24 protein-coding genes are annotated in these 23,106 nt (G+C 68.2%); 12 read left to right on the top strand and 12 right to left on the bottom strand.

The genetic code is table 11. The features are described from left to right. Positions 1-11: 11 nt before the first annotated feature. Positions 12-2,264: a primosomal protein N' gene (locus EDC31_RS04870; protein ID WP_042057600.1), complete on the top strand. Its 2,253-nt coding sequence runs from the start codon at positions 12-14 to the stop codon at positions 2,262-2,264. 161 nt (positions 2,265-2,425) lie between these two features. Here EDC31_RS04870 and EDC31_RS04865 read toward each other — a convergent pair whose 3' ends face one another. From EDC31_RS04865 to EDC31_RS04850, 4 genes are all read right to left on the bottom strand, one after another. Next, positions 2,426-2,905: a hypothetical protein gene (locus tag EDC31_RS04865; protein WP_042057602.1), complete on the bottom strand. Its 480-nt coding sequence runs from the start codon at positions 2,903-2,905 to the stop codon at positions 2,426-2,428. Beyond that, entirely contained in the window at positions 2,905-3,255 is a 351-nt protein-coding gene (locus tag EDC31_RS04860; RefSeq protein WP_042057604.1) for a hypothetical protein, read from the bottom strand. The genes EDC31_RS04865 and EDC31_RS04860 overlap by 1 nt, the downstream gene beginning before the upstream one ends. 184 nt (positions 3,256-3,439) lie before the next feature. Next, positions 3,440-3,967 carry a P-loop NTPase family protein gene (locus EDC31_RS04855; RefSeq protein WP_042057606.1) on the bottom strand — a complete coding sequence of 176 codons (528 nt, stop codon included), beginning with the start codon at positions 3,965-3,967 and terminating at the stop codon, positions 3,440-3,442. Between the two features lie 141 nt (positions 3,968-4,108). Continuing rightward, the gene (locus tag EDC31_RS04850; protein WP_042057629.1) at positions 4,109-5,302 is read right to left on the bottom strand and encodes a serine hydrolase domain-containing protein; all 1,194 of its coding nucleotides are present in this window, start codon (positions 5,300-5,302) and stop codon (positions 4,109-4,111) included. 254 nt (positions 5,303-5,556) lie between these two features. On the opposite strand from EDC31_RS04850, the gene EDC31_RS04845 reads away from it, so the two are divergent. Continuing rightward, positions 5,557-6,990, top strand: a complete 1,434-nt coding sequence (locus EDC31_RS04845; protein WP_042057630.1) for a sodium:solute symporter family transporter — start codon at positions 5,557-5,559, stop codon at positions 6,988-6,990. Between the two features lie 46 nt (positions 6,991-7,036). On the opposite strand, the gene EDC31_RS04840 is transcribed toward EDC31_RS04845, so the two are convergent. Genes EDC31_RS04840 through shc form a run of 3 tightly spaced genes read right to left on the bottom strand, consistent with a single transcriptional unit; the run spans position 7,037 to position 10,096 of the window. After that, positions 7,037-7,447 carry an acyl-CoA thioesterase gene (locus EDC31_RS04840; protein ID WP_207912113.1) on the bottom strand — a complete coding sequence of 137 codons (411 nt, stop codon included), beginning with the start codon at positions 7,445-7,447 and terminating at the stop codon, positions 7,037-7,039. Beyond that, a complete protein-coding gene (locus EDC31_RS04835) occupies positions 7,444-8,103 on the bottom strand; it encodes a phosphorylase family protein (protein WP_042055064.1) in 660 nt (219 codons plus the stop codon). Before EDC31_RS04835 ends, EDC31_RS04840 begins: the two co-directional genes overlap by 4 nt. Position 8,104: 1 nt before the next feature. Continuing rightward, positions 8,105-10,096: a squalene--hopene cyclase gene (gene shc / locus EDC31_RS04830; protein WP_042055066.1), complete on the bottom strand. Its 1,992-nt coding sequence runs from the start codon at positions 10,094-10,096 to the stop codon at positions 8,105-8,107. 483 nt (positions 10,097-10,579) lie between these two features. Between shc and EDC31_RS04825 the strand changes: the two genes are divergently transcribed. The 6 genes from EDC31_RS04825 to EDC31_RS04800 all read left to right on the top strand — a co-directional run bounded on the left by EDC31_RS04825 (position 10,580) and on the right by EDC31_RS04800 (position 16,633). Beyond that, positions 10,580-11,614 (top strand): KpsF/GutQ family sugar-phosphate isomerase, encoded by a 1,035-nt coding sequence (locus EDC31_RS04825; protein ID WP_042055114.1) that lies wholly within the window; start codon positions 10,580-10,582, stop codon positions 11,612-11,614. Then, positions 11,611-12,366, top strand: coding sequence for an LPS export ABC transporter periplasmic protein LptC (gene lptC / locus EDC31_RS04820; RefSeq protein ID WP_042055068.1), 756 nt, complete (start codon positions 11,611-11,613; stop codon positions 12,364-12,366). The genes EDC31_RS04825 and lptC overlap by 4 nt, the downstream gene beginning before the upstream one ends. Beyond that, entirely contained in the window at positions 12,363-13,388 is a 1,026-nt protein-coding gene (locus EDC31_RS04815; protein ID WP_408735047.1) for an LptA/OstA family protein, read from the top strand. Before lptC ends, EDC31_RS04815 begins: the two co-directional genes overlap by 4 nt. Further along, on the top strand, positions 13,385-14,173 hold the full coding sequence (gene lptB / locus EDC31_RS04810) for an LPS export ABC transporter ATP-binding protein (RefSeq protein ID WP_042055071.1): 789 nt from the start codon (positions 13,385-13,387) through the stop codon (positions 14,171-14,173). The genes EDC31_RS04815 and lptB overlap by 4 nt, the downstream gene beginning before the upstream one ends. A gap of 8 nt (positions 14,174-14,181) precedes the next feature. Further along, complete coding sequence (rpoN, locus tag EDC31_RS04805; protein WP_042055074.1) at positions 14,182-15,570, top strand: RNA polymerase factor sigma-54; 1,389 nt, start codon at positions 14,182-14,184, stop codon at positions 15,568-15,570. 121 nt (positions 15,571-15,691) lie between these two features. After that, positions 15,692-16,633, top strand: coding sequence for a hypothetical protein (locus EDC31_RS04800; protein ID WP_042055075.1), 942 nt, complete (start codon positions 15,692-15,694; stop codon positions 16,631-16,633). A 42-nt stretch (positions 16,634-16,675) separates the two neighbouring features. On the opposite strand, the gene EDC31_RS04795 is transcribed toward EDC31_RS04800, so the two are convergent. Continuing rightward, a complete protein-coding gene (locus tag EDC31_RS04795; protein ID WP_042055078.1) occupies positions 16,676-16,918 on the bottom strand; it encodes a DUF1150 family protein in 243 nt (80 codons plus the stop codon). Between the two features lie 63 nt (positions 16,919-16,981). Further along, positions 16,982-17,473 (bottom strand): Hsp20 family protein, encoded by a 492-nt coding sequence (locus EDC31_RS04790; RefSeq protein WP_042055081.1) that lies wholly within the window; start codon positions 17,471-17,473, stop codon positions 16,982-16,984. 192 nt (positions 17,474-17,665) lie between these two features. On the opposite strand from EDC31_RS04790, the gene def reads away from it, so the two are divergent. The 4 genes from def (at position 17,666) to EDC31_RS04770 (ending at position 20,393) form a co-directional block, all read left to right on the top strand. Then, positions 17,666-18,214: a peptide deformylase gene (def, locus tag EDC31_RS04785; RefSeq protein WP_042055118.1), complete on the top strand. Its 549-nt coding sequence runs from the start codon at positions 17,666-17,668 to the stop codon at positions 18,212-18,214. Positions 18,215-18,238: 24 nt separating this feature from the next. Further along, positions 18,239-19,150, top strand: a complete 912-nt coding sequence (gene fmt, locus EDC31_RS04780; protein WP_042055084.1) for a methionyl-tRNA formyltransferase — start codon at positions 18,239-18,241, stop codon at positions 19,148-19,150. After that, positions 19,140-19,934 carry a tRNA pseudouridine(38-40) synthase TruA gene (gene truA / locus EDC31_RS04775; protein WP_042055086.1) on the top strand — a complete coding sequence of 265 codons (795 nt, stop codon included), beginning with the start codon at positions 19,140-19,142 and terminating at the stop codon, positions 19,932-19,934. The genes fmt and truA overlap by 11 nt, the downstream gene beginning before the upstream one ends. A 126-nt stretch (positions 19,935-20,060) precedes the next feature. Beyond that, a complete protein-coding gene (locus EDC31_RS04770) occupies positions 20,061-20,393 on the top strand; it encodes a c-type cytochrome (RefSeq protein WP_081797349.1) in 333 nt (110 codons plus the stop codon). 50 nt (positions 20,394-20,443) lie between these two features. Here EDC31_RS04770 and EDC31_RS04765 read toward each other — a convergent pair whose 3' ends face one another. The 3 genes from EDC31_RS04765 to dapD are packed head-to-tail and all read right to left on the bottom strand — an operon-like array spanning position 20,444 to position 23,036. Next, a complete protein-coding gene (locus EDC31_RS04765) occupies positions 20,444-21,067 on the bottom strand; it encodes a hypothetical protein (RefSeq protein ID WP_052511508.1) in 624 nt (207 codons plus the stop codon). After that, entirely contained in the window at positions 21,067-22,197 is a 1,131-nt protein-coding gene (gene dapE, locus EDC31_RS04760) for a succinyl-diaminopimelate desuccinylase (RefSeq protein ID WP_042055088.1), read from the bottom strand. The genes EDC31_RS04765 and dapE overlap by 1 nt, the downstream gene beginning before the upstream one ends. Before the next feature lie 8 nt (positions 22,198-22,205). Further along, positions 22,206-23,036, bottom strand: coding sequence for a 2,3,4,5-tetrahydropyridine-2,6-dicarboxylate N-succinyltransferase (gene dapD, locus EDC31_RS04755; RefSeq protein ID WP_042055089.1), 831 nt, complete (start codon positions 23,034-23,036; stop codon positions 22,206-22,208). Positions 23,037-23,106 lie beyond the last annotated feature (70 nt).

The raw sequence follows: 23,106 nt of genomic DNA, 5'->3' as shown, positions 1-23,106 counted from the left end.
CGGCAGGGATCATGGCCGAACCGACGCTAGACGTTCCTGATGGCGAAAGCGAGACCGCGCGGGACGATCGCGCTCGCCTCCCGGTGCTCCTGACCCTGCCTTTCCCCGGCCCGCTCGACTATCTCGCCCCCCCGCCGCCGGAAACGCCGCCGCCCGGCCAGCTCGTGCGCGTCCCCCTCGGGCGGCGGGAGGAAATCGGTTGCGTCTGGGACCGCGACAGCACGGTTCCGGCGGATTTCGCGCCGCCGCCGGAATCGCCCGTCGCATCCGCGCGCCTCCGGCCGGTGCGCGGCGCGCTCGACCTCCCGCCGCTGCCGGTCACGCTGCGCCGCTTCATCGACTGGCTCGCCGCCTATACGCTGACGCCGCCCGGCCTCGTCCTCGCCATGGCCCTGCGCGCGGCCGGGACCGAGCCACGCAAACCCGCCCTGGGCTGGGTTCGCGGCTCCGCCGACACAGCATCCCTGCGCATGACGCCCGCCCGGCTGCGCGTGCTCGCCGCCCTCGGCAACGCGCCGCACGGCACCGCCGATCTCTCCGCCGCCTCAGGCGCGAGCCCCGCCGTGATCCGCGCCATGGCCGATGCCGGGCTGCTGGAGGCGGCTCCGATTCCCGCCGAGACCCCCTTCGCCACGCTGGACCCCGATTTCCACCGCGTGACCCTGTCGGACGAGCAGGACCACGCCGCCGAGACCCTGCGCGCCGCCGTCCGCGCCCGTGCCTACAGCGCCACGCTGCTCGAAGGCGTCACCGGATCGGGCAAGACGGAGGTGTATCTGGAGGCGGTCGCCGAGGCGCTGCGCCTCGGGCGTCAGGTTCTGGTGCTGCTGCCGGAGATCGCGCTGTCCGCGCAATGGACGGAGCGATTCGCCCGCCGCTTCGGCGCGCAGGCCGCCATCTGGCATTCCGCCCTCGGCTCGAAACGCCGCAAGATCACCTGGCGCGCCGTGCTGGACGGGCAGGCGCGCGTCGTGGTGGGCGCGCGCTCGGCGCTGTTCCTGCCCTTTCCCGATCTCGGCCTTTGCATCGTCGACGAGGAGCACGACACTGCCTTCAAGCAGGAGGACGGCGTCACCTATCATGGCCGTGACATGGCGGTGCTCCGCGCCCGCATCGCCGGGGCTCCGGTCGTCCTCGTCTCCGCCACGCCAAGCCTCGAAACCCTGGCCAATGTCGAGGCCGGGCGCTACGGCCACCTGACCCTCGCGGCGCGGCACGGCGCGGCGACGCTGCCCCATGTCGCGCTGATCGACATGCGCGCCCATCCGCCGGAGCGCGGGCTGTTTCTCTCCCCACTGCTCACCGAGGCCATGGAAGAACGGTTCGCGCGCGGCGAGCAGGTCATGCTCTTCCTCAACCGCCGCGGCTATGCGCCCCTGACGCTCTGCCGCGCCTGCGGCTTCCGCATGGAATGCCCGAACTGCACCGCCTGGCTGGTGGAGCATCGCGCCCGGAAGGAACTGGCCTGCCATCATTGCGGTCATACGGAGCCGATTCCGCCGAGTTGCCCGCATTGCGGCGCGGACTCGAGCCTCGTGCCCATCGGGCCGGGCATCGAGCGCATCTTCGAGGAATGCCGCGCGCGCTTCCCCGAGGCGCGACTCCTCGTCATGGCCTCGGACACGCTGGGTTCGCCGCAGGCCACCGCCGACGCCGTCCGCCGCATCTCGCATCGCGAGGTCGATCTCATCATCGGCACGCAGATCGTCGCGAAGGGCTGGCATTTCCCCCATCTCACGCTGGTCGGGGTGGTGGACGCCGATCTGGGCCTGGGCGGCGGCGACCTGCGCGCCGCCGAGCGCACCGTCCAGCTTCTCCATCAGGTCGCCGGACGCGCCGGACGCGCGGATGCGCCGGGCACGGTGCTGCTGCAATCCTATGTGGGCGAGCACCCGGTGATGCAAGCACTCGTCTCGGGCGATTACCGCGCCTTCATGGCGCGGGAAGCCGCCCAGCGCCGCCCCGGTTTCTGGCCACCCTATGGCCGTCTGGCGGCGCTGATCATCAGCGCGAACACCGCCGAGGCCGCCGACGCGCTGGCGCGCGCCATCGGCGCTCACGCCCCACATCTGCCCGGCGTGGAGATCCTCGGTCCCGCTCCCGCTCCGCTCGCCCTGCTGCGCGGCCGCCATCGCCGCCGCCTGCTGCTCCGCGCCCCACGCGCCATCGCGCTCCAGCCGATCCTGCGGCACTGGCTCACCGGGTTGCGCCTCGGCGCACAGGAGCGCGTGGAGATCGACATCGACCCCGTCTCCTTTCTCTGACCGCCCGTTTCCCGGCCTTGTTCATAGATGAATATCCATCAAGTTCAGGCCTCCGCCTCTATTTTGACGCAAATCCCGCGTTAACAGTCCGAGCGGTGCCGGGAGCGTGATGCAACAAGTCCCCGGCGCCGCTCACCATTCCTCATGGTCAGCCCCCGCCGTCAGGCCCGGATCGCCTGGAGGAACAGCGGCACATTCGCCGTCGCATCCGCCGCGCCGAGGGCCGTATTGTACCAGCTCTTGTGATACAGCGCCTGCCCGACCGGATCATCCCATTGGGGCAGCGGCGGCGGCGCACGGTAATATTTCACCCGCGCCATCGCGCAGGCATAACGCAGATTGCTCACCAACTGCCCGCACCGGGCGATATCGCCGCCCAGCGACGCGAGAACCGCCTCATACAGATGCGAACCGCGCCGCCAGTCGAGGAAATTGACCCAGCAATCGTCATGCGTCGCGGGCTCCATCTGCCAGAGCCCAAGCGCCGGACCACCCGCCTTCTGCCGCAGCCACATCGCCCCGCTCTCCACGAGCGCCGTTCCGGTGAGCAGATTCACCGCGGCCGCGCCGTCCAGGCCCATGGAAGCGAGCATCGGCGCCACCACCATATGCTTGAGCTGCCCGATATCGAGTCCGGCCATCAGTGCGGCCCTCCCGCCGCGCCGAGCGACAGCACCACATGCACCATTCCCGTTCCCAGAATCGAGGTGACGAGCGTGATCAGCCCCGTCACGACCGTCCGTCCGCCGATCAGCCGGTCCAGCTTGGTGTTCACCAGCCGGTTCCAGTCGTCGACCTTGTTCTCCAGCGCCTTCATCTGGTCGCGCAGGCACAGCGTCTCCTGACGCATCTCCGCCCGAAGGGCCTCCTGCTGTTCGCCCAGCATGCGCGCCAGCGTCTCCAGCCGCAGCACACGATCCTCGAGCTGGCGGATCATGGGCCGCGCGCCGGTCTCGGGCTCACCGATGGCAATCATGGATTCAGCCGTCATCAAATCACGTTCCGCATAAAAAAAGCGCCCGGAAAAATCCGGACGCCCGTCAGTGGCAATATGCCATAAACCTAGATCAAACCAGACCCCGATGCAAGCCTCTCCTTTTCTGAAGAACAAAAAACCACCGGAGCAAAATAGTGCCGTCCGGCAACCGGCCTCCTCGCGCGAGGCAAGGTCGAGGCTAACGGCGGAGACCGGCCGCGCGGTAAAAGCGTGCCTGCTCCCGCACCGTCGTCAGCTTGACCTTGGGCAGGTCAAGGTGATCGAACATCTCCTGATAGCGTCGCCGATTTGCACGCGTGGCGACCGCAATATGGCGGATCATCTCCCATTTCACACTGTCGCGCCCCCCGTCGAGCGCCCCTCGCCGGTCCGATTCGAACCATGACCGACGAAAATAGCGAAAAAGGCTCGTCATGGTGGGAACGTCGAGAAGGATGAAGCCCGTTGCACGTTGCAGTCGCTGCGGCAGGCAGCGCGAGTAGTTGCCCTCCATCACCCACCGCTCCCCCTTGATCGCCTCGTCATGCAGCGCGATGAACTCAGGCGCCGGGCGGGGTTGCCAATCGGTGCCCGGCCGATGAAAAAGCTGATCGAGATGTATGATCGGCAAGCCGCGCGCGCGGCCGATGGCGTCGGCCAGCGTGGATTTGCCGCTATTGGACGGCCCCATGATGCAGATACGTGGCGCGAGGTCTTCAAGAGGCATTGAGCGGAGATCCAGATCGGCCGCGCCAGAAGGCACAATGCCACGAAATCACTTAACGGACCCGGGCAAAGGACTCGGGCAGAACTCCGAACCGATGCCCTATCTCATAGGGTCAGGATCCGCAAGATCGTCCTGCTTCAGTCACCTGTCCAGCGCTTCGGGCCTGGAAACGCCGGCCTCCGACTCCCTCAACGCCTCGCCCGCCAGCGTCGCCACGTCCCGCCGCAGGGCGATCACATTGCCCTTCCCGTCCGGATGCACGCGATTGGTCAGGATCGCAACGAAACTCCCCGAGCCGGGATCGAACCACAGCGACGTCCCGGTAAAGCCGGTATGGCCGAACGACCCTACCGGAAACACCGTCCCGCGCGGCGAGGAATAATGGGTGGCGATGTCCCAGCCGAGCCCGCGCAGATCCTGCGCCCCGGCCAGAGGCTGCTGCGGCGTCGTCATGAGCTTCAGCGTGGCCTGCCGCAAAGGATATGGCGAAGGCCGCCCCGCCAGCCGGTCCAGTAGCGCCTGCGCATACACGCAGACATCGTGCATGTCCGAGAACAGCCCCGCATGACCGGCCACCCCGCCCATGCGCCGCGCCGTCGGATCATGCACCACGCCCTGCAACAGCACGCCCCGCTCGTCATATTGCGTCGGCGCGATCGTCGGCTTCCACGCATCGGGAGGCAGGAAGCGTGTCCGGCTCAGTCTCATCGGCGCGAAGAGCATTTCGCGCGCATAGTCCTGCAAGGGCTGGCCGCTGAACCGCTCCACCAGCACGCCGAGCGTGATGAAATTGATGTCGCTGTAGACGAAGCGCGTGCCGGGGGCGTGATCGAGCCCTGACGCCGCCACGCGGTCCAGCGCCGCCGCCTTCCCCGACCACGCCTCCTTCAGATCGAGATCCGGCGGCAGCCCGGAATAATGCGTCAGCAGCATCCGGATGGTGACGCCGCTCTTGCCGTTCGCCCCGAATTCCGGCCAGTAGCGCGCCACAGGATCGTCCAGCCGGAAGAACCCTTCCTCCCACAGGCGCATCACGCAGGGCGCGGTGACAAGCACCTTGGTCAGCGACGCCATGTCGAATTCCGTGTCCCAGCGCATCGGCAACCGCTCGGGCACCAGCGCGCGCGAGCCGAACGCCCCCTGATAGACCAGTGCGCCGCCATGCCCCACCGCGACCACCGCGCCCGGCGTCTTCCCCTCGGCCACGGCGCGCCGCACCCGCGCGCCGATCGCCGCGAACCGATCCTCCCGCCCCCGCGCCGCGCATCCCGCGACCAGGAGAGGCAACCCCGCCAGAACGGCCCGGCGGCCCGGCCACATCCGATCAACACTCATGCGTTCCATTCTGAAACGATCCGTGCATGGAAACAATAGGCTCGGGCACTCCTGGCCTTGTCCTGCAACCAGGGTGGGTCTTCTTCTTTTTCTGAAGAAAAAGAAGCAAAAAGACTTTTGATACTTTAACGGCGGTGTCTCGTCGGGATACGTCGCTGCCGGATCGACGTTTTTTTCCCAAAAAAGAGCGTCGGAGCCTGGCACCGGGAACGACAGCCGTTTTCACCTTCCGCGCGTCGCGCTACCCATGCTTCATGCCGATCGCCTTCGCCGTCATCCTTGCCTATCTCCTCCTGCTGCCGCTCGTGTCGATCGCCCTTTCCCGGCGCCAGGGCGGCGATCCCGCGGCCCCTCATCACGATCTTCCCGCCTGGGCGATCTGCCTGTCGATCGTCGCCACCGAGACCTCGACCCTGACCGTCGTCAGCGTCCCCGGCGTCGCCTATGGCCAGTCCTTCGTCTTCGTCGGCCTCGCCTGCGGCTATCTGCTCGGTCGCGTCATCGTCGCCGCCGCCTTCCTCCCGCTGTTCCGCGACCGGAGCATCGTCAGCGCCTACGAAATCCTCGGGAGACGCTTCGGCTCCGGCGTCCAGCGCATCGTCTCCGCCACCTTCCTGATCTCGCGCCTGCTGGCGGAAGCGGTGCGCCTCTTCGCGGGCCTGCTGCCCATCACCGCCCTCTGCGCCGCCAGCTTCCTGCCGGACATCGCAAGCCCGGCGGGACGCCTCCTGCTTCTCGCAATCCTCATGGCGCTGACGCTGAGCTACACCGTCATCGGCGGCCTGCGCGCCGTGATCTGGTCGGACTCGATCCAGCTCGTGCTCTATCTGACCGGCGCGTTCGCCTGCATCGCAACACTGCTCCACCGGCTTCCCCCCGCGACGCTCCACGCCGCCTTCGCCCATGCCCATCTCTTCAGCAGCGGCAAGCCGGCCTTCACCGACCCGTTCACCTTCGCCGCCGCCGTGATCGGTGGCGCGCTGCTCACCCTCGCCTCCCACGGCACGGACCAGCTCATGATCCAGCGTTGCCTCGCCGCCCGCTCCCTGCGCGGCGCACAGGCGGCGATGATCGGCAGCGCCCTGCTCGTCGGCGTGCTGTTCGCGAGCCTTTCCGCGATCGGCGTCCTGCTCGCCGCCCGCGACCATGACGCCCCCCTCGCCGCGCCGGACCGCCTCTTCCCCGATTTCATCCTGACCTTGCCGCCCGCCCTCTCGGGCCTCCTCGTGGCGGGAATCCTCGCCGCCACCATGGGCTCCCTCTCCAGCGCGCTGAACGCGATGACCGGCGCGGTGATGGGCGATTTCGCGCCGATCCTCGCCCGCTCGCGCCTCTCCCCGCGCGTTCTTTCCCGAATCGTGACCGGCTTCTGGGCCTGCGCGCTGACGGGCGCGACCCTCGCCTTCAGCGGCTCGAACCGTTCCGCCGTGCTCTTCGCCTTCTCCATCACGGCCTACAGCTACGGCGCTGTGCTGGGCGTCTTCCTGCTCGCGATGACACGCCCCCACGCCACCTCCCGCGCGGCGCGGCTCGGTTTCTGGTGCGCGATCCTCCTGCTCGCCTGCCTGTCCATGGTGCGACTCGGTGGCCGCCCGATCGCCTTCTCATGGCTCGTCCCGGCCGGAGCGCTGGGCGGCCTCGCGGCAGGGGCGCTCACAGATTTCCGCCGGAAGCGCCTTAGACCCTGACCCCGCGAGACATTCCGCGTATCGGTTCGCCGGCGGCGGGCGGTCTTTAAACCTCCGGAACGGGACGGGGCTGCCCGTCCTCGTCGATCGCGACCATCACGAACACGCCTTCCGCGCAGAGCACATGGGTGTCGTCCTGCTGCGCATGCACCCAAAGCGCGGTGTGGAACTGCATCGAGCTCCGTCCGACCTTCAGCAGGGAACAATAGATCTCGACATCGTTCCCGACATGCACCGTCCTGATGAACCGCATGTCGTTCAGCGCCACCGTCATGCAGCGGCCCCGCGCGCGCTGAGACCCCGCGATGCTGGCCGCCTGATCCATCCGCGCCAGAATCCAGCCGCCGAAAATCGTGCCATGGGCATTCGTGTCACCCGGCATCGCCATGGTCCGCAGGGACAATATCCCCTCCGGCACTGTCCGCTGACCTGGCTCCTGTTCCGACATCCCGCTCATCCTCCAGCAATATCCCGATTTGAATCCATCTCGACGGACCGCAGAAACCGCGCGATCTCCCGCCGCGCCCTCGCGGCGTCGCGGCCCAGGGCGATCAGGCCGCCGATCTGCCCCGGCGCACGCGCCAGCCCGGCCATCAGCCGCCAAGGCGAGATCCGCCCGCCCGCCAGCACGTCGCGCGCGACAGGCGGCAGATCGCGCGCCGCATCGTCGCAGACCACGCGCAACACGCCGAAAGGCAGTCCGCTCTCCGCCACCACGCCGCTCTCCATATCGACGGCCGCGCCACCGGACCGCAGCGCCAGCGCCGCCTTTTCCGCGGCGGTCGCGACGATCACCGGACTATGCACCATCCCGCCGCCAACGACGCCGGGCCGTCCCGCCCCGAAGCGCCGCCGCAGCCCGGGATCGGCCTCATGGCGACGCCCGCCGCTCTCCACCCATTCCGGCACGAGAATCGCGCCCGGTCCCAGCTCCGGCTTCAACCCCGCCGCGCAGCCGAACGACAGCAACGCCGTCGCCCCGTTGCGCCGCAGCGCCGCGACCCCTTTCCGCGCACCCGCCTCCGTCGCGCCGCTGACGGCGACCGGCATGGCGGGAAAGACGTCCCGGAGAATCTTCGCTTCCGCGGTCAGCCCGACCAGCGCACCCAGCATCTCAGAAACCGTGTTCGACGCGGCCGGTATTGCTCAGCCCCAGATTGCGATAGCGCGAAAGCGCCATCAGCGGGAAAAACTGCTTGTACCCGTGGTAGCGGAGATAGAAGACCTTCGGGAATCCGACGGCGTTATAGGGTTGCTCATGCCATTCCCCCACCTCGTCCTGCATGGTGACGAGATAGGCGATCCCCCGGCGGACCGCCTCGGTGTCGCGCCGGCCGACCGCCATCAGCCCGAGCACCGCCCAGGCCGTCTGGGACGGCAGACTCTCCTTGTACACCCCCGGATCGGCCCCTTCATAGGAGGCGCAATCCTCGCCCCAGCCGCCATCCGCCCGCTGCGTCTCCTCCAGCCAGGCGACCGCGCGCTTCACCGCCGGATCGTCATGCGGCACCCCTGCCACATTGAACGCGCACAGCACGGACCAGGTGCCGTAGATGTAATTCGTCCCCCAGCGTCCGAACCAGCATCCCTCCGGCTCCTGTTCCCGGCGCAGATATTCCAGCCCGCGCTCGATCACCGGACGATCCTCGGGACGCCCGAGCTGCGCGAGGAAGGACACGCACCGCGCCGACACGTCCGCCGTCGGCGGATCGAGCAACGCCCCGTGATCGGCGAAGGGGATGTGGTTCAGCGCCTCCAGATCGTTGTCGATATCGAACGCGCCCCAGCCGCCGCCACGGCTCTGCATGCCGATGACCCATTCGCGCGCCCGCTCGATCGCCTCGGCGTTGCCCTCCGGGTCCTCGCGATGCATCAGCATCCCGACCACCGCCGTATCGTCCACGTCCGGGTAATGATCGTTCTCGTACTGGAACGCCCAGCCGCCGGGACGCACATCCGGGCAGTTGATCGCCCAGTCGCCCTTCACGTCGAGAATCTGCCGGTCGCGCAGCCACGCCATGCTCTTGCGCAGCATCGCCCGCGTCTCCTCCCGCGCCGTTCCCGCCGGGCCGGAGGACGCCTCCGCCATGGCCAGACCGGACAGTCCCGTGTCCCAGACGGGAGAGACGCAGGGCTGGCAATAGGTCTCGTCGCCATTATGCACGAGCAGATCCCGGACCCCCCGCCAGGCCTGCGCCGCGCGCGGATCGTCATCCGGCACGCCCAGCGCCCGATACATCATCACGACATTGGCCATGGCGGGATAGATCGCGCCGAGTCCGCCCTCGCTCAGGCGCGGCTCGATGAACTCGATCGCCGTCCTGATGGCTCTCTCCCGCACAGCCTTGGGGAAATGCGGCTCGATCGGACGCAGGACCGTGTCCAGATGCTTGAACACCCGCCCCCAGACCGAGCGATAGGGTCCACGAATCCAGTCCGTCACCTCCTCGGGCGGCGTCACGAAAAGCTCCCGGACATGAACGCCGCGCGGGTTGATCGCCCGCGGCTCCATGGCGCGCAGCACCAGCAGCGGAGCCACCACCGTGCGCGACCAGTAGGACATGTTCCACATCGAGAAGAACGCCGCCTTGGGCATCAGCATCAGCTCGACCGGCATGACCGGCACCGCCCGCCATGGCACCTCGCCGAACAGCGCCAACTGGATGCGGGTGAACACGTTCGTCCGCGCCGCCCCCCCACGATCCAGAATCGCCTCGCGCGCCCGCTTCATATGCGGCGCGTCGATATCGTCGCCGATCGCCTTGAGCGCGAAATACGCCTTCACCGAGGCCGACATGTCGAAACCGCCGCCGTGATAGAGCGGCCAGCCGCCGTGATCGCCCTGAATCCGCCGCAGATAGACGCCGATCCGCTGCTCCAGCGCATCCTCGATCCGGTCCAGATAATGCTCCAGCAACACATATTCCGCGGGAATGGTCGCGTCCGCCTCGAGCTCGAAGACCCAGTGCCCATCCTCATTCTGGCGCCGGGCCAGAGCGGCATGGGCTGAGTCCACCGCCCGCGCCACCCGCGACGCGTCAGCCGCCGCCGGATCTGGCGGCGTCGACGCGGCAGGCTGATCCAGAACATCGGAATAGATCAACATCGGCGTGTGAGTTTCCCTGCGAAGTTGCCCGAATCTTCGGAGTATAGGCGATTGCCATGAAAGCGTCATCCTTGTGTCGCCGATGATCGTGCCCCGGCGACTCGCCCCCTTGAAACCCTTGACTTTCAACGGGTGAGGTCCAGAATCCTGCGGGTCCGGGGCAGAACCCGACACGCTTCGCACCGACGCAGGACCCGACATTGCGGGAAAATAATGCTCGCGTAACGCCGGGTTCCGCGCGCCATGGAGTTTCACCGCACGTCCGACGCCCCGCAGATGAGCGGCGAGGCGGTATTAAGGCCCTGCATCCGGGCCGCCAGGAAGCCGCAAGTGGCATCCCCCCGCACGACAGGGCCCGTTTCTTCGCGAGCCGCTGGGCAACTTCGGAAAAAGAAGAAATCTCCCGTGCCACAAATGCCCGTATCGCAAATGCCAGTGCCGCAAATGATTGACCGCACGGTCATAAAGCGGGATGACACCGGCATGACCGAGTTGACGCCGCCTGCCTCTTGCCCCTCCAGCGGTCCGACGCCTCATGCCGCCGGAATTCTCGCCAGCGCGGCGCGCGCCCTGGCCGCCGAGCGACACGGGCTTGGCGCGCTGACGGAAGCGCTGGCGGAGAAGACGCCGCTGGGCCATGCCTTCGTCGCCGTGGTCGAGCGCGTGCTGCATTGCCGGGGCCGCGTCATTCTGACGGGCATCGGCAAGTCCGGCCATGTCGCGCGCAAGATCCAGGCCACGCTGGCCTCCACCGGCACGCCGAGCCTCTATATCCACCCCGCCGAGGCGGCGCATGGCGATCTCGGCATGATCGGCCCGGATGACGTGCTGATCGTGCTCTCCCATTCCGGCGAGACGAGCGAACTCGTCGCGCTGCTCGAATATGCCGCCCGGCACGATCTCGCCGTGATCGGTCTCACCGCCGCGCCCGAGTCGACCCTCGCCCGCGCCAGCCGCATCACGCTGGTCCTGCCGCGCGCGCCGGAAGCCTGCCCGATGGGCCTCGCCCCGACCACCAGCACGCTCATGCAGATGGCGCTCGGCGACGCGCTCGCCGTCGCCCTGCTCGAACAGCGCGGCTTCACGGCGAATGATTTCGGCATCTTCCATCCCGGCGGCCGCCTCGGCCAGCTGCTCCGCCCGGTCCACACACTGATGCATGCGGGCGATGCGATGCCGCTGGGCGGTCTGGCGACCCCCCTTTCCAGCGTCATCCTGGAGATGACGCGCAAGGCGTTCGGCTGCATGGGCGTGGTGGACGAGGCGGGACGCATGGTCGGGCTCATCTCCGACGGCGACCTCCGCCCCGCCCTGCATCGCGATCTCGCCACCACGCGCGCCGATGCGGTGATGAACCCGCATCCCCTGACCATCGGCCCGGACATGCTGGCGCAGGAGGCCCTGCGCGTCATGAACGCCCGCCCCCGCCCCGTCACGAGCCTGTTCGTGCTCGACGAGTCGGGCCGCCCCCTCGGCATCCTGCACATCCACGACCTCCTGCGCGCGGGCGTGACGTGACGGACGGCGGGGACCACGCGCCACCGCCCCGGCCGCAACGCGAGGATTTCGCGCGCGATCCCGCCCGCCTCGCCGCCATCCGCGAGGCGATTCAGGAGCGGGCGCACAGCCGCCCCGTGCCCAGCGCCGCCGATCTCGCCCGCCGCCGCTCGCTGCTCGACGCGGCGAAATGGGTGCTGCCCGGGCTTGCGCTGCTCCTGCTCGGCTCCATCGCCGTCTGGCCGGAACTCTCCCGGCTGATGAACGAGAATCGCGCCGCCCTGCGGGAAATGGCACGGACGAAAGTGGAAAGCGGGAACATGGAGGGCGCGGTCTATCGCGGGGTGGACACGCATGGCCGACCGTACATGATCACCGCCCGCCTCACGCACCAGACCGGGCCCGACCGCGTCGATCTCACCGATCCCGAGGCCGATATCTTCCTCGGCGCCTCGGGCTGGGCCGATATCCGCGCCGATCACGGCGTGTACATGCAGCATGAACAGACGCTCAATCTCTGGGGCCATGTCGTGCTCTATCGCGATGACGGCACGCTGATGAACGGCTCGACCGCCGATATCGACCTCAAGCGCAGTGTCGTCGCGTCGGATGACGGCGTCCATGCCGAAGGACCGTTTGGCATTCTGGACGCGCAAGGCTATTTTCTCGATCAGCATGCAGGCATTCTCCAGTTCACGGGACCGCAACGGGTGATACGCAACGACGACAGCGCCGATTCCGGCTCCCGCACGCCGAAATCCCACACGCCATGATGCGCCGGAGCCACGCCTTACTTGCCGCCCTCCCGCTTCTCGCCGCTCCGGCGGTTCTGGCCGCCCCGGCGGGAACCGCGACGCCCGCCGGGGCGGCGGACCAGTCCCACGGCCAGCAGATCTTCCTGAGTTCCGCCGGGCCGCAGACCTATGACCGCAACGCCCAGACCGTCACCATGCTCGACCACGCCCGCGCGGTGCGCGGCGACGTCACGGTGGATGCGGATCAGTTGATCGGCTTCCTGCGCAAGAAGGCCCCCGCCCCCGGCGACGCGCCCCCCAAGCCGGACACTCAACAGGACGCCCAGCAAGACTCTCAACAGGATTCTGGCGGCAACGGCACGATGGGCGGCAACATGGAGCTGTACCGCATCGAGGCGCTCGGCCATGTCCATATCTATACGACGACCGATCAGGCCTGGGGCGACAAGGCGCTCTACGACATGGATCAGGGCGTCATGGTCATGACCGGCAAGGGGCTGAAGATCACCACGCCCAACGACGTGATGACCGCCCGCGACGTGCTGGAATATCACTCGAAGGAACACATGTCCGTCGGACGCGGCGACGCCACCGTCACCACCAATGACGGCAAGCGCGTCCGCGCCGACGTGCTGGTCGCCTTCAGCGAGCCGGACTCGCCCGCATCCGCGCCGAAGGGCGGCGGCGCGGAAGGGGGAGGCGATAATAACGGTCCGCTGGGAAGCACCTCCAAGCTGGACCGCGCCTATGGCTGGGGCCATGTCCTGCTCCGCACCCCCAACGAGATCGCCACGGGGGATCGCGGCGTCTATATGTTCAAGACCCAGATCGCGCGGCTCATCGGCCATGTCCATGTCACCAGCGGGCAGAACCAGAACAACGGCGCCTCCGCGATCGTGAACATGAAGACAGGCGTGGCCGTCATGAATCCGCCCGCCGGCCAGCGCATCGAGGGCCTGGTCATCCCCAACGAGGCCGGCAGCAGCGCCCCCCCGCGCACGGGTAAAAGCGCGGGCACCGGCAAGAGCGCCACGCCATGAGCGACATCGAGACCATTCTCCACCCCGAGGCGGAGACCCTGACCGCCCAGCCCGCCCCCAGCCTGCCCGGACTGGTCGCCCACGGCATCGGCAAGAGCTACAAGAAGCGCCCGGTGGTGCGGAACGTCTCGCTCTCCGTCCAGCGCGGCGAGGCGGTCGGCCTCCTGGGTCCCAACGGCGCGGGAAAGACCACCAGCTTCTACATGATCGTCGGCCTCGTTCAGCCGGATACCGGAGCGATCACGCTGGACGGCGCGGACATCACCCAGTTGCCCATGTATCGCCGCGCGCGGCTGGGCATCGGCTACCTGCCGCAGGAAGCCAGCATCTTCCGCGGCCTGAACGTCGAGCAGAACATCCTCGCCGCGCTGGAAGTGGTCGAGCCCGATTTCGCCCGGCGCGAAACCATGCTGGACGGATTGCTGGCGGAATTCGGCATCTCCCATCTCCGCCGCTCCCCGTCGCTCGCGCTCTCCGGCGGCGAGCGGCGCAGGCTGGAGATCGCCCGCGCGCTCGCCAGCCAGCCGAACTACATCCTGCTGGACGAGCCGCTGGCGGGCATCGACCCGATCGCCGTGGGCGAGATCCGCGATCTCGTCTCGCATCTGAAGGATCGCGGCATCGGCGTGCTCATCACGGACCACAATGTCCGCGAGACGCTCGAAGTCATCGACCGCGCCTACATCATGCATGGCGGACAGGTGCTGATGGAAGGCACGCCCGAGGAGATCGTCGCCAACGAGGACGTGCGGCGCGTCTATCTCGGGGAAAATTTCTCGCTCTAGCCCCCTCCATGCAGGCGCCCGGCTTCCTTCAGCGGCAAACTGGGGCGCTCGCGATGACGCCGCGCCTCCAGCAATCCATCGCCCTGCTCCAGCGAAGCAACCTGGAGACGGCGGAATGGCTGATTCAGGAGGTTGAGACCAATCCGCTGGTGGAACTCGACGGCTTCGGCAGCGTCGCCGTCGATCCCGCCGACACGCCCGACGGCGTGGCCGACCGCCTCGAGGACTGGCTTGGCGATGCTCCCCTCGACACGCTGCGTCATGACGAGGACAGCGGCGGAATCATCCCCGAGGACGGGGACGGCCCGTTCGAGCGCGCCCGGACTCCCTCCCTGCGCGAAAGGCTGGACGAGCAGCTCCGCCTCTCCGCCTTCGGCCCCGCCGGAACGCTGATCGGCGCCGCCCTTCTGGCGATGCTCGACCCGGCCGGACGCCTGGACGGCACGCCCGCCGAACTCGCGGCCGCGCTCGGCGTGGCGCTCAGCGAGGTCGAACGCATCCGGGCCGCGATGATGCTCTTCGACCCGCCGGGCTGCTTCGCGTGCAGCCTCGCCGAATGCCTCGCCGCCCAGCTTCGCGCCCGCAACCGGCTCGATCCCGCCATGCAGGCGTTGCTCGACCATCTCGATCTCCTCGCGACGGGCGATCTCGTCCGCCTGCGCGCCCGCTGCGGCGTGGACGAGGAAGATTTCGCCGACATGCTGACCGAGCTGCGCGCGCTCGATCCCAAGCCGGGCTTCGAGCCGGAGACGGCCGGCGCGCCCGCCCTGCCCGACGTGCTCGTCCGGCGCGACGGCGCGGGATGGCGCGTCGATCTCAACGACGACACCCTTCCGCGCCTGCGCATCGACCGCACCCTCGCCGCCGCGCTCTCCGGCCGACCCGCCACGCGCGGCTATGGGCGCGAGCGTCTCTCCCATGCCGAATTTCTCGCCAGGGCACTCACCCAGCGATCCCGCTCGATCCTCGCCGTTTCCCGCGCCATCGTCGCCCGCCAGCATGATTTCCTCGATCGTGGCGTCCAGGGCCTGCGCCCCCTGACCCTGCGCCAGATCGCCGAGGCCACCGGGCTGCACGAAAGCACGGTCAGCCGCGTCACCTCGCAGCGTTTCATCGGCACGTCGCGCGGCGTTCTCCCCATGCGCGCCTTCTTCTCCACCGCTCTTGCGGCGGAAAACGGCGACGGCGAGACCCATAGCGCCGAGGCCATCCGCCATCGCATCCGCGCCCTGATCGCCGCCGAAGCGCCGGACGCCGTGCTCTCCGACGATGCGCTGACCGTAACGCTTCAGGCCGAAGGCATCACGATCATGCGGCGCACCGTCGCGAAATATCGCGAGAGCCTCGACATCCCGAACTCGGCCCACAGACGGCGCATGAAAAAGGCCGGGCTGTGACGGCGATCGAATCTCGACGCGGACCCTACCCGGCCTGCCCACCCAGCGCGACAATAGACTTGCAAATGCGAATGACTATCATATAGTGACGGCAATTCCGACCTGACCGAGGCCGCCGACCATGCCCGAACTCGCCTGTTCCGCGTCACGCTCCGCCGCGTGGCACCTCACCTGTTCGACACCGGCTTTCCTGCTCGACTATTTCAATCCGCGCATCGCCTTTCCCCGCCAGACCAACCGGCTCACCGCCCGCTTCCGCGCCGTCCATGCCCTGTGCGAAAGCGGCGGCGCGCCCGACGACCTGCTCGCGCTCCGCGACGCGCTGGCGTTTCATCTGGTGAAAATGTCCTGCTGGTGGGATTTCGCCTTCTGCCCCCGCGCGGCGACCGGCGTGCGGAATCCGGATTTTCTCGGCTATGTGAAGGCCCATGCGGCCCGCTCGCCCGAAGACGAGGCGTTTTTCGACCTGCTGACCTGGCAGGCCCATACAAGACCCGGCGACCGCGATCAGGTGCTCGTTCTCGGGCATGATTCGGAAAGCCCGCAGGACGCCCCCCTCTATTTCGGGCTCGATGCGGGACGGGAATTCCGCTTCAGCCTCCCCTCCGACAAGATCGGCGCGGTCCATCTGGAATGGGCCAGGCCCGGCTATCGCGACTTTGCCGGCGCATGGCTCGCTGGCCGGACCTGCCACGCACGGGAAATGCTGGACAGCGAGGACCTGCGCCAACGCCTGCTGAGCGAGCGCGAACATAGCTGGGCGCGGCTCTGGCACCAGCGCCATTTCTGCCGTCCCGGTGACGCGATGGCCGTGAAAGCCTATGTGGAGGCCTGCGCCCAGGCTTCGTCCTGCCGCACGACGTTCGGGCGGATGGAATTCGCCCATATCGCCGGGCGTCTCGCCCATGAGATCACCGCCGCCTCCCGCCGGACCGGCATGAGCGTCGAAGCGCTGTTCACCGAGGCCGGCGCGCCGGAACTGGCGGAAACCGCCGCGCCGATGGTTCACCTCCAGGCAGCGACCTACGCCAGCGAATGTCTCGACGAGCAATGCGACGGCTAGGTCAGGTCCCGCTCGAACGGCCGAAGGAGCGGGAGGTTCACGTCAATGCACCCAGGCCGGAATCAGCTCGTGCTCGATGATCGCCTCGACGGCGCTATGAAAATCATCGGCGAGCGCCATCGGCGTGCCGTCGGCCGCATGAATGGCAAAGACATCCTCGCCGTCATGAATGACGGCCTTCACATACGCGAGCTTGCTCACGCCCAGTTCGCGCAGTTCCCGCCCGGTCATGCGGCGCGGATCGAGGAAACGGGTACCCTGTTCGTTCTGAATACGGTCGGTCATGCTTTCATACCCCCTGCGATCGCGCACCCCAGACCATGATGCGCAGGATCGGTTAAGGTTTTCCTACTCCTCGTCGATTTCCCGCACGGGACGAGTCCGGCGTGTCTTCGGCAGGTCGATCGGCGCCGGCACCGGCGTCTCGCGCCGTCCTTGCGAAATCGCGATATGCTTCACCCGGATTTCGGGCTGGGGCCGATGCAGGTCGATATGCAGCAGGCCGTTATCCAGCCACGCATCGCCCACCTCGATTCCTTCCGCCAGAACGAAGGCCTTCTGGAACTGCCGCGCCGCGATGCCGCGATGCAGGAATGCGCGCCCCTGCGTATCGTCCGTCTGACGGCCGCGAATGACGAGCTGGTTGTCCTCCTGAGTGATCTGGAGATCGTCCATGACGAACCCCGCCACGGCGAGGGTGATGCGCAGCGTCGTCTGGCTGAGCTGTTCGATATTATAGGGCGGATACCCGTCCGATGCGGTCTTGGCGGCGCGCTCGAGCATCTGCTCGAGATGATCGAACCCCAGGAACATCGGCGAGGCAAAAAGTCTGCCGGACAAAGTGCAGCCTCCTCCTTGAGCGAGACGTGAGCCCGCTGCCCGCCTTGCGGCACAACGGAACCCTCCGAATATGGCCCCGACCCGCCGCCCGCGCAAGGCATGGAGGAAAGAGGCCCCAGCGGCGGCAGGCCGAATGACCGCGCCATAACGGCGATCTGGCTTTTCCCGCCGCGCCTCGCTACATCGCAGGCCATGAGCAGCTTCGATTTTCTCGACGGCCTCGACGCCGTCCCGCCGACGCCCATCCTGATCGCGCCGCACCCCGTCCTGCGTCAGGTCGCGCGCCCCGTCCGTCCGGAGGACATGGACGCCCTGCGCGCCGCCCTGCCCGGCATGTTCTCCGCCATGTACGCGGCGCCCGGCATCGGCCTGGCCGCGCCACAGGTCGGGATCGGACTGCGTTTCGCGCTGGTGGATATTTCGGAGGAGGACCAGCGCAACCCGATCGTGCTCATCAACCCCGAGATCGTCAGCGAGTCCGAGGAGATGGCGGTGCGCGAGGAAGGCTGCCTCTCCCTGCCCAACCAGTATGCGGACGTGATCCGCCCCCATGCCGTCCGCGTGCGCTACCGGACGGTGGACGGCGCGGAAGAGGAGCGCGACGTGGACGAGCTGCTGGCCACCTGCATCCAGCACGAGATGGACCATCTCGACGGCATTCTCTTCGTCGATCACCTCTCGACGCTGAAGCGCAACATGATCATGCGCCGTCTCGCCAAGGAGCAGAAGGCGAGGCGCTGATCCCGAAGACGGAATGATCCTCCCATGAAGCTGATATTCATGGGCACGCCGGATTTCGCCGTGCCCTCGCTCGAAGCGCTGGTGGACGCAGGGCATGAGATCGCCGCCGTCTATACCCAGCCGCCCCGCCCCGCCGGACGGGGCCGGCAGGTGCGCCGCTCTCCCGTTCATGACGCCGCGCTCGCCCGCGGTTTCGAAATCCGCACGCCCAGCCGCCTGCGACGCGAAACGGCGGAACACGAGGCGTTCGCCGCGCTGGGCGCGGACGCCGCGATCGTCGCGGCCTACGGGCTGATCCTTCCCCCCGCCATGCTCGACGCCCCGCGCCTCGGCTGCCTGAACGTCCATGCCAGCCTCCTGCCGCGCTGGCGGGGCGCATCGCCCATCCAGTCCGCCCTGCTGGCGAACGACGCGCGGACGGGCGTGTCCATCATGCAGATGGAGGAAGGGCTCGACACCGGACCGGTCCTGGCCGAGGCGGCGGTGGACATCGCGCCGGACGAGACCGCCAGCACGCTGCACGACCGTCTCGCCCTGCTCGGCGCGTCGCTGCTGGTCGAGACGCTGGAACGCCCGCTCACCCCGACGCCCCAGCCGGAAAACGGCGTCACCTATGCCGAACGCCTGACGCGCGAGAGCGGCCGCATCGACTGGACGCGCCCCGCCGATGAGATCGACCGGCAGATTCGCGGCCTCACGCCCTGGCCCGGCGCGTTCACGACGCTCGACGGCGAGACGCTCAAGATCGGCGCGGCCCTTCCGGCGGAAACGACCGTCGGCGTGCCTGGCGAGATCGTCGACGATCGCCTGACGGTGCGGTGCGGCGTCGGCGCGCTGCGCCTCACCCGCCTCCAGCGCCCCGGCCGGACCATGATGGAGGCCGAAGCGTTCCTGCGCGGGCAGAGCCTTCCTGCGGGCACGCGCCTTGGCGACTGACGGGCCCGCTCCCGGTTTCCGCCGCTGGGCGCTGGAAATCGAATATGACGGCACCGGCCTGTGCGGCTGGCAGCGTCAGGAGAACGGTCTCTCCGTGCAGGAACTGCTCGAAACCGCCGCCATGCGTCTGGTCTCGGGCCTCCCCGTCGCCAGCGCCACCGCCGGGCGCACCGATGCGGGAGTCCACGCCGCCGCCATGGTGGTTCAGCTCGATCTCCCCGAGGCGGCGGAACTCGGCGCGCATCACGTGCGGGACGGGCTGAGTTTCCACCTCAAGCCGCATCTCGTCGCCATCCGCCGCGCCGCCCTCGCGCCGCCCGGCTGGCACGCACGCTTCTCGGCCCTCTGGCGGAGCTACCGCTACACCATCCTCAACCGCCCGACGCGCCCCGTGCTCGACCACGACCATGTCTGGCACGTCAAACGTCCGCTGGATGTGGAGGCGATGCGCGCGGGCGCGGCGCTCCTGATCGGGCGGCATGATTTCTCGTCCTTCCGCGCCGCCTCCTGTCAGGCCAGCGGCCCCGTCCGCACTCTCGACCTGCTCGACGTGCGGCGGGACGGCGAATATGTCACGATCGACGCGAAAGCCCGCTCCTTTCTCCATCATCAGGTGCGCAATCTCGCCGGATCGCTCCAGCTCGTCGGGAGCGGCCAGTGGACGCCCGGGCATCTCGGCACCGTCCTGGCCGCCCGCGACCGCCGCGTAGCAGGGCCGACGGCGCCGCCCGAAGGCCTGTGTCTGACCGGCGTCGGGTACCCGGAAGACCCGTTCGGCCCCTGATCCGCCCGATTGACCTGAGCGCCTGATACAGTTGTGCGCGGCGATCACGCGCAGATGACGAGACGCAACTCGTCCTCGCCCCGCATGTTCGCCTCCTGCCTGCAAAAAAGGAAAGGAAAGCGGGATATGAACAAGCGTCTGACCGTTCTGATCGCGCCCCTCGCACTCTGCGCCGCCGCATTCATCGTTCCCCCGGCGCACGCCCAGTCGGAGGGCGAGTCCATCGCAAAAGGAAGCGACTGCTTCTCCTGTCACTCCGTGGACGCCAAGGTCGTGGGGCCGGCCTTCAAGGACGTCGCCAAGAAATTCGCCGGCGATTCGTCGGCGGAAGCGACGCTCGTCGACGCGATCGACAAGGGACATTCGGGAACCTGGGGCAACATCCCGATGCCGCCCCACCCCAATCTGACGCCTGCCCAAACCAAACAGATCGTCCAGTGGATTCTCGGTCTGAAGTGATCTGACCTTGTCTGTCGGCCCGGGAAGGCCACGCCTTTCCCGACCGGCGGCTATTTGCCGAAGAGCGGTTTCGCCAGTTCCGCCCAGAGAACGTAATGCGGCGGAAGCAACGCGGCGACGCCGTAAAACGCCAACGTCACGGCCAGCACGGCCGCGACGAGCAGCACGGCCTGCCCGCGCGTCAACGCCAGACCGGCACGGGCGACGAACCAGCTCAGCCAGAGATCATAGCCCTCGATGGCGAGAAAGATCCCCAGCGTCCCGCCCGGCGTATCCCCCACGGAGGGCAGCATGAGGTGCAACAGCACCGACATCAGCAGGGACAGCAGACCCGGCAGCCAGTCGCACCAGAGCGAAGCCGCCGCATAGCGCATCCAGAGACCCTGCCGCGACCAGCGCACGGCCAGCCCATGGGTCACGATCAGCCGCGCCAGCAGCGCCGCCAGCAGCACGAGAAGATTGGTCAGAACCAGCACCGACGGCCCGTGCACCAGTTGTCCGACGAATACGATCAGATAGAGCGCCAGACTCGGGGCCATCGCCGCCAGCACGGCGTCCGGTCCGGAGCGGAAATCGTTGAACCCCTCCGCATCGCCGCGGCCGAGACGCCAGACTCCGCGCAGGATGGAAAGGACAGGGCCGCGCGGCGGCGAATCCGGTCGCGTCATTGCCATCAGACGCCGAACGCCTCCATGAAATCGCGATAGATCGCCCGCAGCGCTTCCAGATCGGCGAGGGCGACATGCTCGTCCGCCTTGTGCATGGTCGCTCCCACCAGCCCGAATTCCGCAACCGGGCAATAGCACGCAATGAACCGCGCATCCGACGTCCCGCCGCCCGTATCCAGCGCCGGACGCTGCCCGGTCACGTGCTCCACGGCATCGGCCAGCAGCGTCACCGCCCCGCCGGGCGCGGTGCGGAACGCCTCGCCGCTGATCTGCACCTCCACCGTCGCGTCGGAGGCATGGCGCGCGACGACCTCCCGCAGCCACGCCTCAAGTCCCGCGCCGGTATGCAGGTCGTTGAAGCGGATATTCAGCCGCGCCGCCGCCTCGGCGGGAATGACATTGGTCGCGGGATTGCCGACATCGACGCTCGTGATCTGCAGGCAGGACGGCTCGAACACCTCATTCCCCTCGTCGAGACGGTGACGCTGCAGTTCATGCAGGAGATCGACCAGACGATGCACGGGATTGTCCGCCCGCTGCGGATAGGCGGAATGCCCCTGCACGCCCCGCACCGTGATCGCGGCATTCAGGCTCCCCCGCCGCCCGATCTTGATGACCTCGCCCAGCGCCGACGGATTGGTCGGCTCGCCCACCAGGCAGAAATCCGGGATATGCCCGCGCGCCGCCATCCAGGGCAGCATGTCGCGGGTGCCGTGACGCGCGGAGCCTTCCTCGTCCCCGGTGATCAGCAGGCTGACGGAGCCTTTCAGCGGGCGCGCGGCCAGCAGATCGGCAAGGGCCGCGACGAAGGCCGCGATCCCGCCCTTCATGTCCGCCGCGCCGCGTCCCCAGATCCGTCCCCCGGCGATCTCCCCGCCGAACGGCTCATGATCCCAGCCCGGCCCCGGCGGCACGACATCCGTATGCCCGGCGAAACCGAGATGCGGCCCCGCCTCGCCCAGCCGCGCGAAAAGATTGGGCGTCGGCGCGTCCTCCGGGCCGAAGGCAAGCGGCGTGACCATGAAGCCCAACGCCCGCAACGCGTCGCCCAGCGCCCCCAGCGCCCCGTCATCGGCCGGCGTCACCGAGGCGCGGCGCAGCAGGGTCTGCGTGAAAGCGGGAAGATCGAACCCCATCGCCGCGTTCAGTCGCGCAGCAGCTCGTTGATCGAAGTCTTGGAGCGCGTCCGCTCATCCACACGCTTGACGATCACCGCACAGGCGAGATGCGGCGCATCCGGCGTCCGCCCCGGCAGCGTCCCCGGCACCACGACGGAATAGGCCGGAACCCGGCCCATATGCACCTCGCCCGTCACGCGATCGACGATCTTGGTGGAGGCGCCGATGAACACGCCCATGGAAAGCACGGACCCGCGTTCCACGATCACGCCTTCCGCCACTTCCGACCGCGCGCCGATGAAACAGTCATCCTCGATGATGACCGGCGCGGCCTGCAACGGCTCCAGCACGCCGCCGATCCCCGCCCCGCCGGACAGATGCACGTTCCGCCCGATCTGCGCGCAGGAGCCGACCGTGGCCCAGGTGTCGATCATCGCCCCGCTCGCCACCCGCGCGCCGACATTGACGAAGCTCGGCATCAGCACGACGCCCGGCTCGATATGCGCGGAACGGCGCACCACGGCGCCCGGCACGGCGCGGAATCCGGCGGCGGCGAAGCGCGCCTGGTCCCAGCCCGCGCATTTCAGCGGCACCTTGTCGAAAGCCGGCGCGGTGGCGCAGGCGCCCTCCATCACGGAACTGTCATTGAGACGGAAGGAGAGCAGAACGGCCTTTTTCAACCACTCGTTGACCGTCCACCCCCGTGCGCCGGGTTCGGCCACACGCAGCACGCCGTCATCGAGCAGCGTCAGCGCGGTTTCCACCGCATGGCGCGCAGCACCTCCGGTCGAGGCGTCGAGCGTGTCACGGCGTTCCCAGAGCGAATCGATGGTGGTGCGAAGGGCTTCGTGGGACATGGCTGAAATTCCGGGTGCGGGATGATAAAAAGAGGCCCGGACCATGCGAAGGACGCAGGGCGAAGTCAAC

It is taken from the genome of Acidomonas methanolica, from assembly GCF_004346035.1.
GTDB lineage: Bacteria > Pseudomonadota > Alphaproteobacteria > Acetobacterales > Acetobacteraceae > Acidomonas > Acidomonas methanolica.
Note: the sequence above shows the minus strand (reverse complement) of the source record. Positions and strands in the feature narration are given on the sequence as shown.

What these genes read in the sequence shown, in the direction of transcription:
- EDC31_RS04870 (WP_042057600.1), top strand. Translation starts at nt 12, where the DNA reads ATGGCCGAACCGACGCTAGACGTTCCTGATGGCGAAAGCGAGACCGCG.
- EDC31_RS04865 (WP_042057602.1), bottom strand. Translation starts at nt 2,905, where the DNA reads ATGGCCGGACTCGATATCGGGCAGCTCAAGCATATGGTGGTGGCGCCG.
- EDC31_RS04860 (WP_042057604.1), bottom strand. Translation starts at nt 3,255, where the DNA reads ATGACGGCTGAATCCATGATTGCCATCGGTGAGCCCGAGACCGGCGCG.
- EDC31_RS04855 (WP_042057606.1), bottom strand. Translation starts at nt 3,967, where the DNA reads ATGCCTCTTGAAGACCTCGCGCCACGTATCTGCATCATGGGGCCGTCC.
- EDC31_RS04850 (WP_042057629.1), bottom strand. Translation starts at nt 5,302, where the DNA reads ATGAGTGTTGATCGGATGTGGCCGGGCCGCCGGGCCGTTCTGGCGGGG.
- EDC31_RS04845 (WP_042057630.1), top strand. Translation starts at nt 5,557, where the DNA reads ATGCCGATCGCCTTCGCCGTCATCCTTGCCTATCTCCTCCTGCTGCCG.
- EDC31_RS04840 (WP_207912113.1), bottom strand. Translation starts at nt 7,447, where the DNA reads ATGAGCGGGATGTCGGAACAGGAGCCAGGTCAGCGGACAGTGCCGGAG.
- EDC31_RS04835 (WP_042055064.1), bottom strand. Translation starts at nt 8,103, where the DNA reads ATGCTGGGTGCGCTGGTCGGGCTGACCGCGGAAGCGAAGATTCTCCGG.
- shc (WP_042055066.1), bottom strand. Translation starts at nt 10,096, where the DNA reads ATGTTGATCTATTCCGATGTTCTGGATCAGCCTGCCGCGTCGACGCCG.
- EDC31_RS04825 (WP_042055114.1), top strand. Translation starts at nt 10,580, where the DNA reads ATGACCGAGTTGACGCCGCCTGCCTCTTGCCCCTCCAGCGGTCCGACG.
- EDC31_RS04815 (WP_408735047.1), top strand. Translation starts at nt 12,363, where the DNA reads ATGATGCGCCGGAGCCACGCCTTACTTGCCGCCCTCCCGCTTCTCGCC.
- lptB (WP_042055071.1), top strand. Translation starts at nt 13,385, where the DNA reads ATGAGCGACATCGAGACCATTCTCCACCCCGAGGCGGAGACCCTGACC.
- rpoN (WP_042055074.1), top strand. Translation starts at nt 14,182, where the DNA reads ATGCAGGCGCCCGGCTTCCTTCAGCGGCAAACTGGGGCGCTCGCGATG.
- EDC31_RS04800 (WP_042055075.1), top strand. Translation starts at nt 15,692, where the DNA reads ATGCCCGAACTCGCCTGTTCCGCGTCACGCTCCGCCGCGTGGCACCTC.
- EDC31_RS04795 (WP_042055078.1), bottom strand. Translation starts at nt 16,918, where the DNA reads ATGACCGACCGTATTCAGAACGAACAGGGTACCCGTTTCCTCGATCCG.
- def (WP_042055118.1), top strand. Translation starts at nt 17,666, where the DNA reads ATGAGCAGCTTCGATTTTCTCGACGGCCTCGACGCCGTCCCGCCGACG.
- fmt (WP_042055084.1), top strand. Translation starts at nt 18,239, where the DNA reads ATGAAGCTGATATTCATGGGCACGCCGGATTTCGCCGTGCCCTCGCTC.
- EDC31_RS04770 (WP_081797349.1), top strand. Translation starts at nt 20,061, where the DNA reads ATGAACAAGCGTCTGACCGTTCTGATCGCGCCCCTCGCACTCTGCGCC.
- EDC31_RS04765 (WP_052511508.1), bottom strand. Translation starts at nt 21,067, where the DNA reads ATGGCAATGACGCGACCGGATTCGCCGCCGCGCGGCCCTGTCCTTTCC.
- dapE (WP_042055088.1), bottom strand. Translation starts at nt 22,197, where the DNA reads ATGGGGTTCGATCTTCCCGCTTTCACGCAGACCCTGCTGCGCCGCGCC.
- dapD (WP_042055089.1), bottom strand. Translation starts at nt 23,036, where the DNA reads ATGTCCCACGAAGCCCTTCGCACCACCATCGATTCGCTCTGGGAACGC.